The sequence below is a fragment of the Tianweitania sp. genome, assembly GCF_032053605.1.
GTDB lineage: Bacteria > Pseudomonadota > Alphaproteobacteria > Rhizobiales > Rhizobiaceae > Tianweitania.
The window spans coordinates 1-12023 of the sequence record NZ_DAMBUH010000100.1; the positions used below are offsets into that span (position 1 = coordinate 1).

13 protein-coding genes and 1 pseudogene are annotated in these 12023 nt (G+C 59.2%); 8 read left to right on the forward strand and 6 right to left on the reverse strand.

All coding sequences use genetic code 11. The annotated features are described in order from the left end of the window. From RTX98_RS16915 to RTX98_RS16925, 3 genes are all read left to right on the forward strand, one after another. On the forward strand, nt 1–1512 hold a 1512-nt coding region (locus tag RTX98_RS16915), incomplete at its 5' end, for a BRCT domain-containing protein (RefSeq protein ID WP_312797986.1). A gap of 97 nt (nt 1513–1609) precedes the next feature. After that, the gene (locus RTX98_RS16920) at nt 1610–2359 is read left to right on the forward strand and encodes an AzlC family ABC transporter permease (RefSeq protein ID WP_312797987.1); all 750 of its coding nucleotides are present in this window, start codon (nt 1610–1612) and stop codon (nt 2357–2359) included. Beyond that, nucleotides 2356–2652 carry an AzlD family protein gene (locus RTX98_RS16925; protein ID WP_312797988.1) on the forward strand — a complete coding sequence of 99 codons (297 nt, stop codon included), beginning with the start codon at nt 2356–2358 and terminating at the stop codon, nt 2650–2652. The genes RTX98_RS16920 and RTX98_RS16925 overlap by 4 nt, the downstream gene beginning before the upstream one ends. Here RTX98_RS16925 and RTX98_RS16930 read toward each other — a convergent pair whose 3' ends face one another. Beyond that, a complete protein-coding gene (locus tag RTX98_RS16930) occupies nt 2653–4479 on the reverse strand; it encodes an aminopeptidase P family protein (protein WP_312797989.1) in 1827 nt (608 codons plus the stop codon). Nucleotides 4480–4659: 180 nt separating this feature from the next. Between RTX98_RS16930 and RTX98_RS16935 the strand changes: the two genes are divergently transcribed. Continuing rightward, a complete protein-coding gene (locus tag RTX98_RS16935; protein WP_189502685.1) occupies nt 4660–4824 on the forward strand; it encodes a hypothetical protein in 165 nt (54 codons plus the stop codon). A gap of 49 nt (nt 4825–4873) precedes the next feature. Here the strand turns inward: RTX98_RS16935 and RTX98_RS16940 are convergent, their stop codons facing one another. From RTX98_RS16940 to RTX98_RS16950, 3 genes are read right to left on the reverse strand one after another with little or no spacing between them, the layout of a single operon-like run. After that, the gene (locus RTX98_RS16940; RefSeq protein WP_312797990.1) at nt 4874–5737 is read right to left on the reverse strand and encodes a 50S ribosomal protein L11 methyltransferase; all 864 of its coding nucleotides are present in this window, start codon (nt 5735–5737) and stop codon (nt 4874–4876) included. Further along, on the reverse strand, nt 5737–6318 hold the full coding sequence (locus tag RTX98_RS16945) for an SCO family protein (protein ID WP_312797991.1): 582 nt from the start codon (nt 6316–6318) through the stop codon (nt 5737–5739). Before RTX98_RS16945 ends, RTX98_RS16940 begins: the two co-directional genes overlap by 1 nt. 22 nt (nt 6319–6340) lie before the next feature. Beyond that, nucleotides 6341–6499: a hypothetical protein gene (locus tag RTX98_RS16950; protein ID WP_312797992.1), complete on the reverse strand. Its 159-nt coding sequence runs from the start codon at nt 6497–6499 to the stop codon at nt 6341–6343. A 117-nt stretch (nt 6500–6616) separates the two neighbouring features. On the opposite strand from RTX98_RS16950, the gene RTX98_RS16955 reads away from it, so the two are divergent. Both RTX98_RS16955 and RTX98_RS16960 read left to right on the forward strand, forming a co-directional pair. After that, nucleotides 6617–7105 (forward strand): CreA family protein, encoded by a 489-nt coding sequence (locus tag RTX98_RS16955; protein ID WP_416223152.1) that lies wholly within the window; start codon nt 6617–6619, stop codon nt 7103–7105. A gap of 39 nt (nt 7106–7144) precedes the next feature. Further along, nucleotides 7145–7786 (forward strand): DapH/DapD/GlmU-related protein, encoded by a 642-nt coding sequence (locus tag RTX98_RS16960; protein WP_312797993.1) that lies wholly within the window; start codon nt 7145–7147, stop codon nt 7784–7786. Nucleotides 7787–7795: 9 nt separating this feature from the next. Here RTX98_RS16960 and RTX98_RS16965 read toward each other — a convergent pair whose 3' ends face one another. Further along, nucleotides 7796–8887 carry a sensor histidine kinase gene (locus RTX98_RS16965; protein ID WP_312797994.1) on the reverse strand — a complete coding sequence of 364 codons (1092 nt, stop codon included), beginning with the start codon at nt 8885–8887 and terminating at the stop codon, nt 7796–7798. Nucleotides 8888–9906: 1019 nt separating this feature from the next. Here RTX98_RS16965 and RTX98_RS16970 point away from each other — a divergent pair. Both RTX98_RS16970 and RTX98_RS16975 read left to right on the forward strand, forming a co-directional pair. After that, a complete protein-coding gene (locus tag RTX98_RS16970) occupies nt 9907–11283 on the forward strand; it encodes an AAA family ATPase (RefSeq protein ID WP_312797995.1) in 1377 nt (458 codons plus the stop codon). Beyond that, nucleotides 11280–11690: a hypothetical protein gene (locus tag RTX98_RS16975; RefSeq protein ID WP_312797996.1), complete on the forward strand. Its 411-nt coding sequence runs from the start codon at nt 11280–11282 to the stop codon at nt 11688–11690. Before RTX98_RS16970 ends, RTX98_RS16975 begins: the two co-directional genes overlap by 4 nt. A gap of 23 nt (nt 11691–11713) precedes the next feature. Here RTX98_RS16975 and RTX98_RS16980 read toward each other — a convergent pair. Continuing rightward, nucleotides 11714–12023 (reverse strand): annotated as a pseudogene (locus RTX98_RS16980) (ATP-dependent DNA helicase); the annotation flags it as partial.

Sequence of the window (12023 nt, forward strand, 5' to 3'; positions counted from 1 at the left end):
GATCTCGAACAGCAGCGCGAACTCGGCTTCGTGTCGCGCAGCCCGCGCTGGGCGATCGCGCACAAGTTCCCGGCCGAGCGCGCGACGACAACGGTGCAGGCGATCGACATCAATGTCGGGCGCACCGGCAAGCTGGCGCCGCTGGCGCGTTTGCAGCCGGTGACGGTGGGCGGCGTTGTCGTGTCGAACGTCACTCTGCACAACGAAGATTATATCGAGGGCAGAGACTCCGACGGCAATCCGATCCGCGAAGGACGCGACATTCGCATCGGCGACACGGTGGTGATCCAGCGTGCCGGCGACGTGATCCCGCAGGTCGTGGATGTGGTACTGGAGAAGCGGCCGGCCGAAGCGGAGCCGTATGACTTTCCCAAGCAATGCCCGGTATGCGGCTCGAAGGCGGTGCGCGAGATCAATCCACGGACTGGACGGCTCGATTCAGTGCGACGCTGCACGGCGGGTCTGACATGTCCGGCGCAGGGGCGTGAAGGGCTGAAGCACTTCGTGTCACGCCATGCCTTCGACATCGTGGGCTTTGGCGAAACCTATATCGAGGCGCTGTTCGATGCCGGCCTGGTGCATGAGCCTGCCGATATCTTCAAGCTCGAGTTCGAGCCGCTAAAGGCCGCGCTTGAACAGCGGCGCCAGGCGCTTTCGGATGCACGGCGTGGCGTGGACGCGGAGACCAAGAAGGCTGCGAAGAAGCCTGAAACATCCAAGGCGATCGACAATCTGCTGGCTGCGATCGAGGATCGGCGCAGCATCGCGTTTGATCGTTTCATCTTCGCGCTCGGCATTCCCGAGATTGGTGAAACCACGGCGAAGGCTCTGGCGCGGCACTTTGATGATGTGCGGGGACTGATCCAGGGAATCGATGCTGCGCGCGACAGTCAAGCAAGTGAGGTTTGGGCGGAGCTCAACGCGCTGGAAGGCATCGGCGCGAAGAGTTTCGAGCGCCTGATGGAGGTGGGAGAGGACAAGCTCAGCGATCCGCTATGGTTGCCTACAAAGGACGGCGAGCTTGGGCTTTCGGCCAAGCAGCGCGTGGCCTTGCGCGAGCGCTTTGGCGATGAGGCCGGCATCCGCGCTGGTCTTGCGGCGGCGAAGGCAGGGCGGCCCGGTGAGGCCTATCTCGGCTTGTCGCGCGACAGCGACATCGGCACGGTCGCGAGTTTGTCGCTGATCCACTTCTTCGAGGAGGAGCATAATCGACGCGCGGTACAGGCGCTGCTCGATGCCGGGGTTTCGACCGTGAACAAGCGCGTGAAAGTGCCGGCTTCCTCGCCGGTCGCGGGCAAGACGATCGTGTTTACCGGCTCGCTGGAGCGCATGTCACGTGACGAAGCCAAGGCGATGGCGGAGGAACTCGGCGCCAAGGCGGCTGGCTCTGTGTCCAAGAAGACGGATTTGGTTGTGGCAGGTCCGGGTGCGGGTTCAAAGCTCACGACCGCGACCGAGCTTGGCATCGAGGTCATTACCGAAGATCAGTGGTTCGAGCGCATCGGGCGATAAAGGGGGCGGTTGAAGGCTGGATCAATGGAATTCGTGTGACGCGCAGTGGCATTTCACCTAAGCGCGGAGCCAAGTCTTCCTTGCCAGGGTCCAGCCGATGTCAGCAACATCCGTGTCGAGCGATCGTCTTGACGACCTCTGGAAGGGTGTGCGAGCCGGGGTGCCGATCTTCGTGGCGTCGGCCCCTTTTGCGGTTTTGTTCGGTGCGATGGCCGTTGAAAATGGCCTGAGCGTTGCACAAGCCGTCTTGATGAGTGCGGCCGTGTATGGCGGAGCCAGCCAGATGGTGGGCATCGAGCTCTTCGGCCAGCATGTTGCGCCGTGGCTGATCGTGTTTTCGATCTTTGCCGTCAACTTTCGTCATGTGCTCTATTCCGCGGCGATCGGTCAGCATGTGCCGCACTGGTCACCACTGAAAAAAGCCGCCGCCTTCTTTTTCCTGGTTGATCCGGTGTTTGCCGAGTCTGAGCGTCGGGTCGAAAACGGCAAGCGGATCTCGATCATCTGGTATGCCGGCATGTCGCTGCCGATGTATTGTTCCTGGATCTTGATGACCTGGATCGGAGCCAAGTTCGGTAGCCAGGTCATGCCGGACGCGCATGCCATCGGGCTCGATTTCCTGCTGTCGATCTATTTTCTCGGCCTCGTCATGGGCTTTCGAAAACGACCCCGCTGGCTTCCTGTCGTCTTGGTCAGTGCTGTCGTATCGGTGATTGCCTATCGCACCATTGGTTCGCCCTGGCACGTCAGCATCGGCGCGCTCGCAGGTATCCTGCTGGCCGCAGCTTTGCCGCCAAGGGCGGCCGTTCCTCTCGAAGCGGCTGCAGTCGAGGAGGCGACATCATGAGCGTCAATCTTTGGATCATCCTGCTCGGCGGCCTGGCGACCTATCTGACGCGCATCGGTGGCCACATTGTTCTTTCGCGCTTTGACAGCATCCATCCGCGTGTTCAGGCAGGGCTTGAGGCCGTGCCCGCAGCTGTTTTGACGACGCTGGTTGCGCCTGCTGCCATGAATGGCGGTCCGGCCGAATGGTCGGCCCTGCTGGTCGCCGCGTTTGTTTGCCTGCGTGCGCCGATGTTCATCGGCTTCGTGGCCGGTGCCGCAGTGCTGATCGCCATGCGGCACTGGCTGGCCTGATCAGCCTTCGAGCGGCTGCGTTTTTTCTTCCAGCCATTTGGCTGCGTCGCCGGAAACGAGCGAGGCCAGCTCGCGTTGAACCCAGGCGTGATAAGTGTCGAGCCAGCTTTGCTCATCCGGCGTCAGCAAGCTCGGGTCGATGAGCCGCCGTTCGAACGGGCAGAGCGTCAGCGTTTCGAAGCTGTGCATCGGAATGTCGCCGCCATCGACGTCGGCAGCTGCTTCCACCACGATCAGGTTTTCCAGCCGGATGCCATAGGAGCCGGGTTTGTAATAACCGGGCTCGTTGGACAGGATCATGCCGGCCAGGAGCTTTTCCGTGCCAGTCTTGGCGATGCGCTGCGGCCCCTCATGCACGGCGAGGTAGGAGCCCACACCGTGGCCGGTGCCATGGGCAAAATCGAGCCCGGCCTTCCAGTGGTTCAGGCGCGCCACCGCATCGATGTCGCAACCGCGCGTTCCTGCCGGGAAGCGCAGCAGCGAAATTGCGATCAGGCCCTTCAGCACGATCGTGTAATGCCTGATCATCTCCGCCGTCGGCGTGCCGATGATGGTGGTGCGGGTGATGTCGGTGGTGCCATCCTGATACTGCGCACCGGAATCCACGAGATACAACTCGTTCTGTTCGAGCACGCGGTTGGTCTTGCGGGTCACGCGATAATGCATGATGGCGCCATTCGGCCCGGAACCGGAGATAGTGTCGAAGGAAATGTCGCGAAGGGGCATCTGCGCTTCATCGCCTGCCGTGCGACGAAAACCTTCCAGCTTCTCGACTGTTGTGATTTCGTCGACCTTTCCGCCCTGCTGCTGTTCCACCCAATGCAGGAAGTTCACAATGGCCGCGCCATCGCGGCGATGGGCGGCACGACTGCCTTCAAGCTCGGCTGCGTTCTTGGTGGCGCGGGGCAGGCGCGCGGGATCGGCAAGCGGCACGACCCGACCGCCATTGTCTTCCACGATCAGGCGCAGCTTCTCGGCGGCAAGACCGAAATCGAGGCCGATAACGGCGTTCTTGGAAAGCTGGGCAAGAGCGCTTTCCAGGTCCGTCGGCGACCGCAGATCGCAGAGCTGCGTGAGGTAGGCTTTGGTCTCGATGTCGAGCTTGCGCTCATCGATGAACAACTGCGGCAGACCTTCCGCCGGCAGAATGGCAAAGCTGAGAGCGAGCGGCGTATGGAGCACATCGCTGCCGCGGATGTTGAAGGCCCATGCCACGGAGGAAGGGTCAGTCAGCACGGTGGCGTCGATACCGATGTCGCGCACGCGGGCTCCCAGCCGAGGCAGCTTGTTTTTGGCCAACTCACCGGCGAAGGCTTCCGGCTGGATCGCAGTGCGGCCAAGTGGCGGTTCCGGCTGATCTTCCCAGATCAGATCAACGAGGTTGTCGACGGCGACTAGGGATGCGCCACGTTGTTCAACAGCCTGTCGTAAGGACCGGACTCCCGCCACTGTATGCAGCCAGGGGTCGAAGCCGAGGCGCGTTCCACGCTCCAGATTCTGCTCGATCCAAACTGGCGGCGGCGAATCCACTAGGCTTTCGAAGGTGAAGGTTTGTGGATCAGCCTGCTTACGTACCTGCAGCGTGTAGCGACCATCCACGAAGATCAGGGCGCTGTCCCGAAGGATCAGGGCGATCCCGGCCGAACCTGTGAAGCCCGTCAACCATTGAAGGCGTTCTGCGCGAGGCGGAACATATTCGCCCTGATGCTCGTCTGCCCGCGGAACGAGGAAGCCGTCCATGCCGGTTTCTTCCATCAGGCGGCGCAGCTTGGCGACGCGCTCTCTGCCCTGGGAGGGGTCGGTTAGCGATTCAAAAGACTGAAACATGATGCGCTCTGTTGATGATGCAGCGTGTTCTTAGCACGTCGGCGAGCCGGATGGTGCAAAGATGAGCAGGTTGTTTTTGTGCATTGCAAAACGACATTGCTGCCATGCACAATTCGGCATGGCAAAGTAGGTCAGTGCAGCTTACCTTTCTCCTCAGAACACAAACGCATGGAGATTGAGATGACTGCACAGACCGCTAAGCGTGGCTTCTTCCGCAACGCCCTCAACGCTCTGATGGACGCACGCTTCCGTGAAGCACAGCGCGTGGTGGATGCTTTCGAAGCCAAGAACGGCCGCACCCGCGCCGACGTGCTGGCTCGCCGGAGCATCTCCGCGGGTTACTGAGAACTGCTCATGGAATGCAAAAGGCGGCCGAAAGGTCGCCTTTTTTGTTTCAGCGCTTCAGGTGAAGCGTGACCCAGCCTTCAAGCGGAAGGGTGCGAATGTGCCGGAAGCCCTGCGCGACATAGGCGGCAATGACGGCGTTGCGCTGACGCTGCAGAATGCCCGACAGGATCACCGATCCGCCCGGCACGAGATGATTGCGCATTTCGGGCGCAAGCCGCATCAGCGGCTTTGCCAGGATGTTTGCGACGATCAGGTCGAGAGGTGCCGCTGCTGCGATGGCGCGGTGTGCAAAGCCGATCGCGGTTTCGCCGCGCACAAGATCCCCGACCTGATTGAGGCGCGCATTTTCGACTGCAACCCGCACGGCAACCGGATCGATGTCGGTCGCAAGCACGCGGCGTCGCGTCAGCTTAGCCATGGCGATAGCGAGAACTGCGCTTCCGGTTCCCAGGTCCAGCATCCAGCGCGGATTTTCGCGCCGGACCACCTCGCCGATCACGGTCAGGCAGCCAGCTGTCGTACCATGATGGCCGGTGCCGAAGGCAAGACCCGCTTCAATCTCGATGCCGATGTCACTGGGCTGCAGCCGGTCACGATCATGATGGCCATGAACGAGAAAGCGGCCGGCGCGCACCGGCTTCAGTCCCTGTAGCGAAGCCGTGACCCAATCGATCTCCGGCAGTTCCTCTCGGTTGATCGAGAGGTCGGGAGCGGCTGATCGAATGCGCTCTTCGGCCGTCTCGTCTTCGGCGTCGGCATAGATGGAAATCTCGTGACGATCGGCGGCTTCGTCCAGTTCGACCATCGCGATGGGATAGCCGTCTTCCTCGAACACGGCTTCCAGTTGGCGGTGAAGATCGCGAACGGGTCTGCCTTCGCCGACGAAAAACAACCTGACTTGATCGACCATCAGGCGCCCGCCAGCCGCTTCAGCTTGGCAATGGCTGCCTGCGGGTTTTCCTCATAGGCGATGGTGCCGAAAAAGTCGCCGTCGGGCTTGAGCAGCAGAACGGACGCCGTGTGATCCATCGTGTAATCGTCGCCTTCCAGCGGGACCTTGCGGAAGTAGATGCCGAAGGACTTTGCCATGGCTTCCACCTTGGCCGTCTCACCGGTCAAGCCAACGATCCGGTCAGACACGTTGCCGACATAGGACTTCATGATCTCCGGCGTGTCGCGCTCGGGATCAACCGAAACGAAGTAAGCGCGGATGTTCTTGCCCTCATCGCCCAGCGTTTTCAGCCAGCCATCCATCTCGAACAAGGTGGTCGGGCAGACTTCCGGGCAGTGGGTGAAACCGAAGAAGACCGCCGAGGGATGGCCGCGGAAGGCGGCTTCCGTCACCGGCTTGCCGTCCTGATCCACCAGCGTGAACGGATCGCCGAAGGCGCGCGCTTCAGTGCTCGCAGCGCCCTGATAGATCACGAAGGACCCGATGCCCACGACAACTGCCGCAAGCACGGCAGCGGCAATGAGGATGACGCGCATCATCGACGAACTCCTTCATTTTGGATCAAAAGCACCAGGACATGCCCGATTGAACGAGCGCCATGAAGATGGCCGGACCCTTGTCCATCCAAAGCGCAAAGCTCAGCCCGGTCACTGTAGCTGCAACCAGCAAAGCCGCCAGAAGGCGGAGCGGGGCGGCAGAGGTGGGCACGAGCGGGCGCATGCGACTTGATAGCCATTCCCGCGTGTTGCGGAAAGGTGCATCTTGCCGCTGTAGCGCTTGCACTTGTGTTTGGATGCACCATTTTCAGGCCGGTCCATGTTGAACAAAGGAATCCGGATGTCGTTTCGTGCAATTGCTGCGGCCGCATTGATCGCGATCGTCGGATTCGCGCCTGTTGTTCAGGCTGACGAAGTCGGCAAGGTGGGCGTCGATTGGCTTGGCAACGACATCATCGTCGAGGCAATTACCGACCCGAAAGTGTCGGGGGTGACCTGTCATGTTTCCTATTTCGAGCGCGGTTTGTTTGACCGGCTGAAGAAGGGCAATTGGTTCGAGGATCCGTCCGATTCCTCCATTGCCTGCCGTCAGACCGGGCCGATTACGGTCGGCGACATTGAGCTTTCGAAGGGCGGTGAGGAAGTGTTCGACCAGCGCATAAGCCTGATCTGGAAGCAGCGGATGGTGAAGCGGATCTATGACCGGCAGAACGACACACTGATCTACCTTTCGCATTCGCGCCAGGTGCAGGATGGGTCGGCCAAGATGGCGATCTCGACCGTTCCGCTCTACGGGCAAAACGTGACGTGGAGCAAGGGCAAGCCCTGATCCTTGCCTGATTGCCATCCGGCTCTGTAAAGCAGGCGGATGGCTGAACCTGAAGACCTCCGCTTTATTGCCGATGAACCGCGCTTTCACCAGAGCGCGGAGTTGAAGGGCTGCAAGCTTGGTCGGCATGTGGTGTTTGCGGAACGGGTGATCCTGCGGGATGTGACCGTGGGCGATTACAGCTATTTCGAGCGCCATGCGGAGGGGGCGCATGCGACGATCGGCAAGTTCTGTTCGATTGCTTCCAACACGCGGATCAATGCTCTTGCGCATCCGATCGAGCGGATCACGAGCCACAAGGTGAGTTACCGGCCGAACGAGTTCTTCCGCTTTCTTGGCGTGGACCAGTCGGTGCGCAATCGCCGGGCGCAGGCTCGGGTGGTGATCGGGCACGATGTCTGGATCGGTCACGGCGCGGTGATCTTGCCCGGGGTGACGATCGGCAACGGCGCGGTGATCGGGGCGAATGCGGTGGTAAGCCGGGATGTCGCGCCGTTCACGATCGTGGCTGGCGTGCCGGCGAAAGTGCTGCGGCGGCGGTTCGAGCCGGCGATCGCGGAGCGGATCGAGCGGCTCGGCTGGGGGGATTGGCCCAAAGAACAGTTGTTCGAGGCCATTCCTGATATGCAGGCGCTTTCGATCACGGACTTCCTTGAGAAGTGGGAAGCCCGCACGGCTTAAGCGATCCTATCACGCGTCCGTAAAGAGGTGGAAGGACGTGCGTTCGGGCAGGGGCATGTGGATAATGACCTGCAGGCCGGCTGGATGGTAGTTCAGCTCGACATCAGCGGCAGCCTGCTGGCGCAGAACGCGTTCGAGGAACTGCGAGCCGAAGCCGCGTCGGCGCGGGACGGGGGTGGGCGGGCCGCCTTCTTCGCGCCATTCGATGCGCAGCATCATGCGCTCAGGTGCCGCTTCCACTTCCCATGACACGGCGACCGTGCCGCCGGCTTGAGACAGGGCGCCGTATTTCAGCGCGTTGATCGTCAGCTCATGCACAGCCATGCCGAGCGGGACGGCGAGGTGGGAGGGGATCTTGATGTCCGGACCGTCGATCCTGGCTTCACCCTTGAAGTCGGGGCCAGCTTCCGGCTCGAGCTGGGAGGCGAAGAGCGCGCGGAGCGGCGCTTCCTGCCATTTGTCTTCGGTCAGCACCTCGTGGACATGGGCCATCGCTGAAATGCGGCCGAGCAGGGCCTGGCGGAATTCTTCCACGGTAAGCGAGGAGCGCGCGGTGGAGCTCATCAAGGCCTGAACGGTGGCCAGCGTGTTCTTCACCCGGTGATGCAGCTCGCGCACCAGCAGGCGCTGGCGCTCCAGGCCGGAAGCGAGGTCGAGATCGACGCGGGCCATGTTTTCGAACTGGCGGCGGGCGCGATATTGGCGCTGGCGGCTGTTCAGCATGGTTTTCACATTGCCGATGAAGCAGAATGGCAGATAGGGCTGTTCCACGAAGGTGACGTTGCCGAGCTTGGCGAAGCGCTCCAGGCGCTCATCGTCGTCGGCGTCGTCGTTGCGCTCGACCACCATCAGGAACGGAAAATCCGACCAAGGCGGCTGGCCTTCCAGCATGCGCACGAGCGCGCCGGTATCCACCCCGACGAGACTGTCTTCCGACACCATGGCACCGCCCGCCATGGGTGCGAGTGCGGCGAGTTCGGCCACATCCTCGCAACGATAATGCTTCACGCCATTCTGATGAAGCAGCTGTTCCGACCGCGCCAGGTCCATCTGCGGAGGGGCGAGAACAAGGAGCGTATCCTCAGCAATCGTCACTGCCATTCCCTGTATGCTTTTTGTTGTTTTAGGAACGGGAAACAGAACTGTTGCAGTCCGGTTCCGGGCGGGCCGCGAAAGTTTTAGGACGGTAGGGAAGGGCGCGCATCGGGTTGCTTGCATTCGCCGTCCTTTCCGCTGTGCACTTGTGCCGGACCTCCAGTGTGCCGCGCGTTGATTGTCTTTGCGCTTGACCACCAGACACAGGTTTCCGCCTTCCCGCGCTGGTTGCTTGGGAAGCGGACGCGAAACCCCGCGCCTTTGATGATAGTTTGTACGGCGCGGGTGGTTTCGCGTCCGTCGGTGCGCTTGCCGCGGCACCGGTAGGCTGTTCGGATGGCTCTCCCCCTGGAAAGGTCCGAAACAGGCTGAACCGGCTCGTGGCCCGGGCTTGGAGAGGACTGATTACCTCCAGATCGCGCTACCGCAGCGCAACCAGCCCGGACACCGCCGCCCTCCTCTGATCCCCGGTGCGCACCAGAGTTCCCAATGAGGGCGATGGGTGGAGGATAGGGGGAGTGGGGAGGGGCGTGGATAAGAAATTGGCACGAAGGTCGGGTGCATGATCTTCTCCCTTGTGGGAGACGGGGGAGCGGCGGGTAGCGACGAAACGGATAAAGGATTTTTATCCACCTCATTGCCCAGCTGGAACACCCCTCATCCGACTTCGCTGCGCTCAGCCACCGCCCGGGCGTGTCACGGGCCTCCCCCGCCCTTCGGGCTCCACAGGGGAGAATGAAAGGACTGGATCCACAGCTTCGTCATCCTCGGGCTTGACCCGAGGATCCATGCCGAACCATTAAATGTGGTGGCTCATCCCAGTAACCCACGCCGAGGTGGTCAAGCATGGACCTACGGGTGGGTGCGTGCGCTTCAGCTTCCTTTTGCCCTTTGAGGACAGATGTGACATGCTGGTTAGTACGTGCGCAAAGTGCTTCTCAAACCTGCTTAACCTCTATACAGCTCATGTAAGAGGTGCATTTCAAAGTGCATCGCTCCGAGAACGCGGATGTTGAGAGTTCAAAATGCAGATTTCACTGCGTGACTTTAGAAGTTTTCACAAAACAGACTATATTGATATAAAGGCAATAAATCTCCTTGTGGGAGAGAATAGTTCTGGAAAGACCTCATTTCTTGCGGCAATTAGATTTGTTTTCGGACTTTTTGGCGGTTCCGTGGACAATTCGTTTAATAGGTATCCTTATTTTCTAGGTTCTTTCGAGGACATTGCTCATCGACGTGGAGGGCGATTTGGTCGAGCGCCAGTAATTGCGTTTTCAGTCCGCGGTGAAATTTCGCCATCTGAGATCGTGAGTGCACGCGATTACGTGTATCCACATCCGGCAAAGCGCAAACCTGAAGAGGCCTCGCGCTCATATCAGATTGACGTCGCTTTCGAGAATTACCGATCGCAACCAAGGTTGTCCGCCCTTACATTCCGTTCTGGAAATTACCGGGTACATATGACCTTTCCTGGAGGTAAGCCTACATTCTCAGTTAAAACTCCTGCGATGGATGAAGCACGCCAAATTGAAGGTTCAAGGTTCGGCGGTGCAGATGTACTTGGACTGAACTTTTCTTTCTTAAGATATATGTTTACTGATTTGATATTTACAATCAGTCGTCAGGAGAGACAGCCAGCAAGCGAAACTAGCGCCGTCGAAAGCGACATGGCACAACTAGCTGCATATTTCACTGCAGCGCAATCGCAAATAAGCAGCGAAGTATACGCTACTGCTCCAGTTCGAACTGAGCCGAAGCGAATTTACAATCCTGCGGACATTTCGCCTACGACGGAGGGCGATAATGCGCCCATCTTGCTGGCTCAGATGAGTGCCTTTGATGAGGAAAAATGGAAGCGTGTTCAAGCAGGCCTGAACAGCTTCGGAAAAGCATCGGGCCTCTTTTCCAGTATAAATGTTCGTCACTTAGAGAAGAGGAAGAATGGACCCTTTCAACTTACCGTCTCAGTTGGGAAGAGCAAAAGTTCCATTGTCGATGTTGGATATGGTGTAAGCCAAGCTCTGCCGATCATCTACGAGATATTGGTAAGAGATAGCTCCGCCACTTTTCTTTTTCAGCAACCAGAGGTTCATCTGCATCCTCAGGCACAGGCGGAGCTCGCTTCCTTTATCTTCCGTTCGTCTAAGGACAAGCGACATACCGTGTTTATGGAAACGCATAGCGACCACGTTATAGACCGGATTAGGATGGATGTACGAGACCAGAAGGACGTTAGTGTATCTCCTTATGTAAATCTGCTCTACTTTCGAAGGAATGAACTAGATACCGACATTATACAGATGAGTATAACGTCGGATGGGATTATCAATAATCCTCCTAAAGGCTACAGAAATTTCTTCCTGCGAGAGCAAGCTCGTTCGTTAGGGCTGACCCTGTGACCATTATTATAGACGCAAACTGTGCCCACAGGGTAAAGTCATCTGACGCTGACGGCGCTATTTTACTAAAGTTTATAATTTCTGGTAAATTACCGTGCGTCACCGGGGGGAAACATAAAGAAGAACTGGCCAAAACCGCCTTAGGCGGCTTACTTCAGCAGCTGCAGTTAGCAGGCGTTCTTATGGACGTAGAGGTTGATCCTCTTGAGGACAGTTGCAATGCAAAGCTGCGATCAGATGATCCTCATATTGTGGCCCTAGCGCTTTCAAGCGGTTGCAGGCTTCTATTTACACACGACCAGCTTCTCATCGACGATTTTACTGATGTCGATATAGTGCCCAGGCCCAGGGGGAAAATATTTAAATATGCGGCTCATGTGAAGTTGCTTGAAGAGGCGTGCCGTTAGATTTCCGCAACTAGCCAACTCCCCTAAACCCCAGTCACAAACCCATCCAGCACGCGCTTCTGCCCAGCCTTGTCAAAATCGATCGTCAGCTTGTTCCCCTCGATGGCGGCCACATTGCCGTTGCCGAACTTCTGATGAAACACCCGGTCGCCCACTGAGAAGGCCGACGGGGTGTCCATTGTGGATTTGGCGATGAGTTCGCCTTCGATGGTGCGGGTTTTGACGGAGCCTCGGCCGGCGCCGCGACCGGAGTCGGTTTCGCCGTAGCCGATGCGCTCGACGCCCGCGCCTGAGCGGGTGCCCCAGTTGCGGTCGGTGGCGGCAGTCTTGTTG

Excerpts from the sequence above, each read along its gene's own strand:
- RTX98_RS16920 (WP_312797987.1), top strand. The coding sequence starts at position 1,610 with ATGTCAGCAACATCCGTGTCGAGCGATCGTCTTGACGACCTCTGGAAG.
- RTX98_RS16925 (WP_312797988.1), top strand. The coding sequence starts at position 2,356 with ATGAGCGTCAATCTTTGGATCATCCTGCTCGGCGGCCTGGCGACCTAT.
- RTX98_RS16930 (WP_312797989.1), bottom strand. The coding sequence starts at position 4,479 with ATGTTTCAGTCTTTTGAATCGCTAACCGACCCCTCCCAGGGCAGAGAG.
- RTX98_RS16935 (WP_189502685.1), top strand. The coding sequence starts at position 4,660 with ATGACTGCACAGACCGCTAAGCGTGGCTTCTTCCGCAACGCCCTCAAC.
- RTX98_RS16940 (WP_312797990.1), bottom strand. The coding sequence starts at position 5,737 with ATGGTCGATCAAGTCAGGTTGTTTTTCGTCGGCGAAGGCAGACCCGTT.
- RTX98_RS16945 (WP_312797991.1), bottom strand. The coding sequence starts at position 6,318 with ATGATGCGCGTCATCCTCATTGCCGCTGCCGTGCTTGCGGCAGTTGTC.
- RTX98_RS16950 (WP_312797992.1), bottom strand. The coding sequence starts at position 6,499 with ATGCGCCCGCTCGTGCCCACCTCTGCCGCCCCGCTCCGCCTTCTGGCG.
- RTX98_RS16955 (WP_416223152.1), top strand. The coding sequence starts at position 6,617 with ATGTCGTTTCGTGCAATTGCTGCGGCCGCATTGATCGCGATCGTCGGA.
- RTX98_RS16960 (WP_312797993.1), top strand. The coding sequence starts at position 7,145 with ATGGCTGAACCTGAAGACCTCCGCTTTATTGCCGATGAACCGCGCTTT.
- RTX98_RS16965 (WP_312797994.1), bottom strand. The coding sequence starts at position 8,887 with ATGGCAGTGACGATTGCTGAGGATACGCTCCTTGTTCTCGCCCCTCCG.
- RTX98_RS16970 (WP_312797995.1), top strand. The coding sequence starts at position 9,907 with ATGCAGATTTCACTGCGTGACTTTAGAAGTTTTCACAAAACAGACTAT.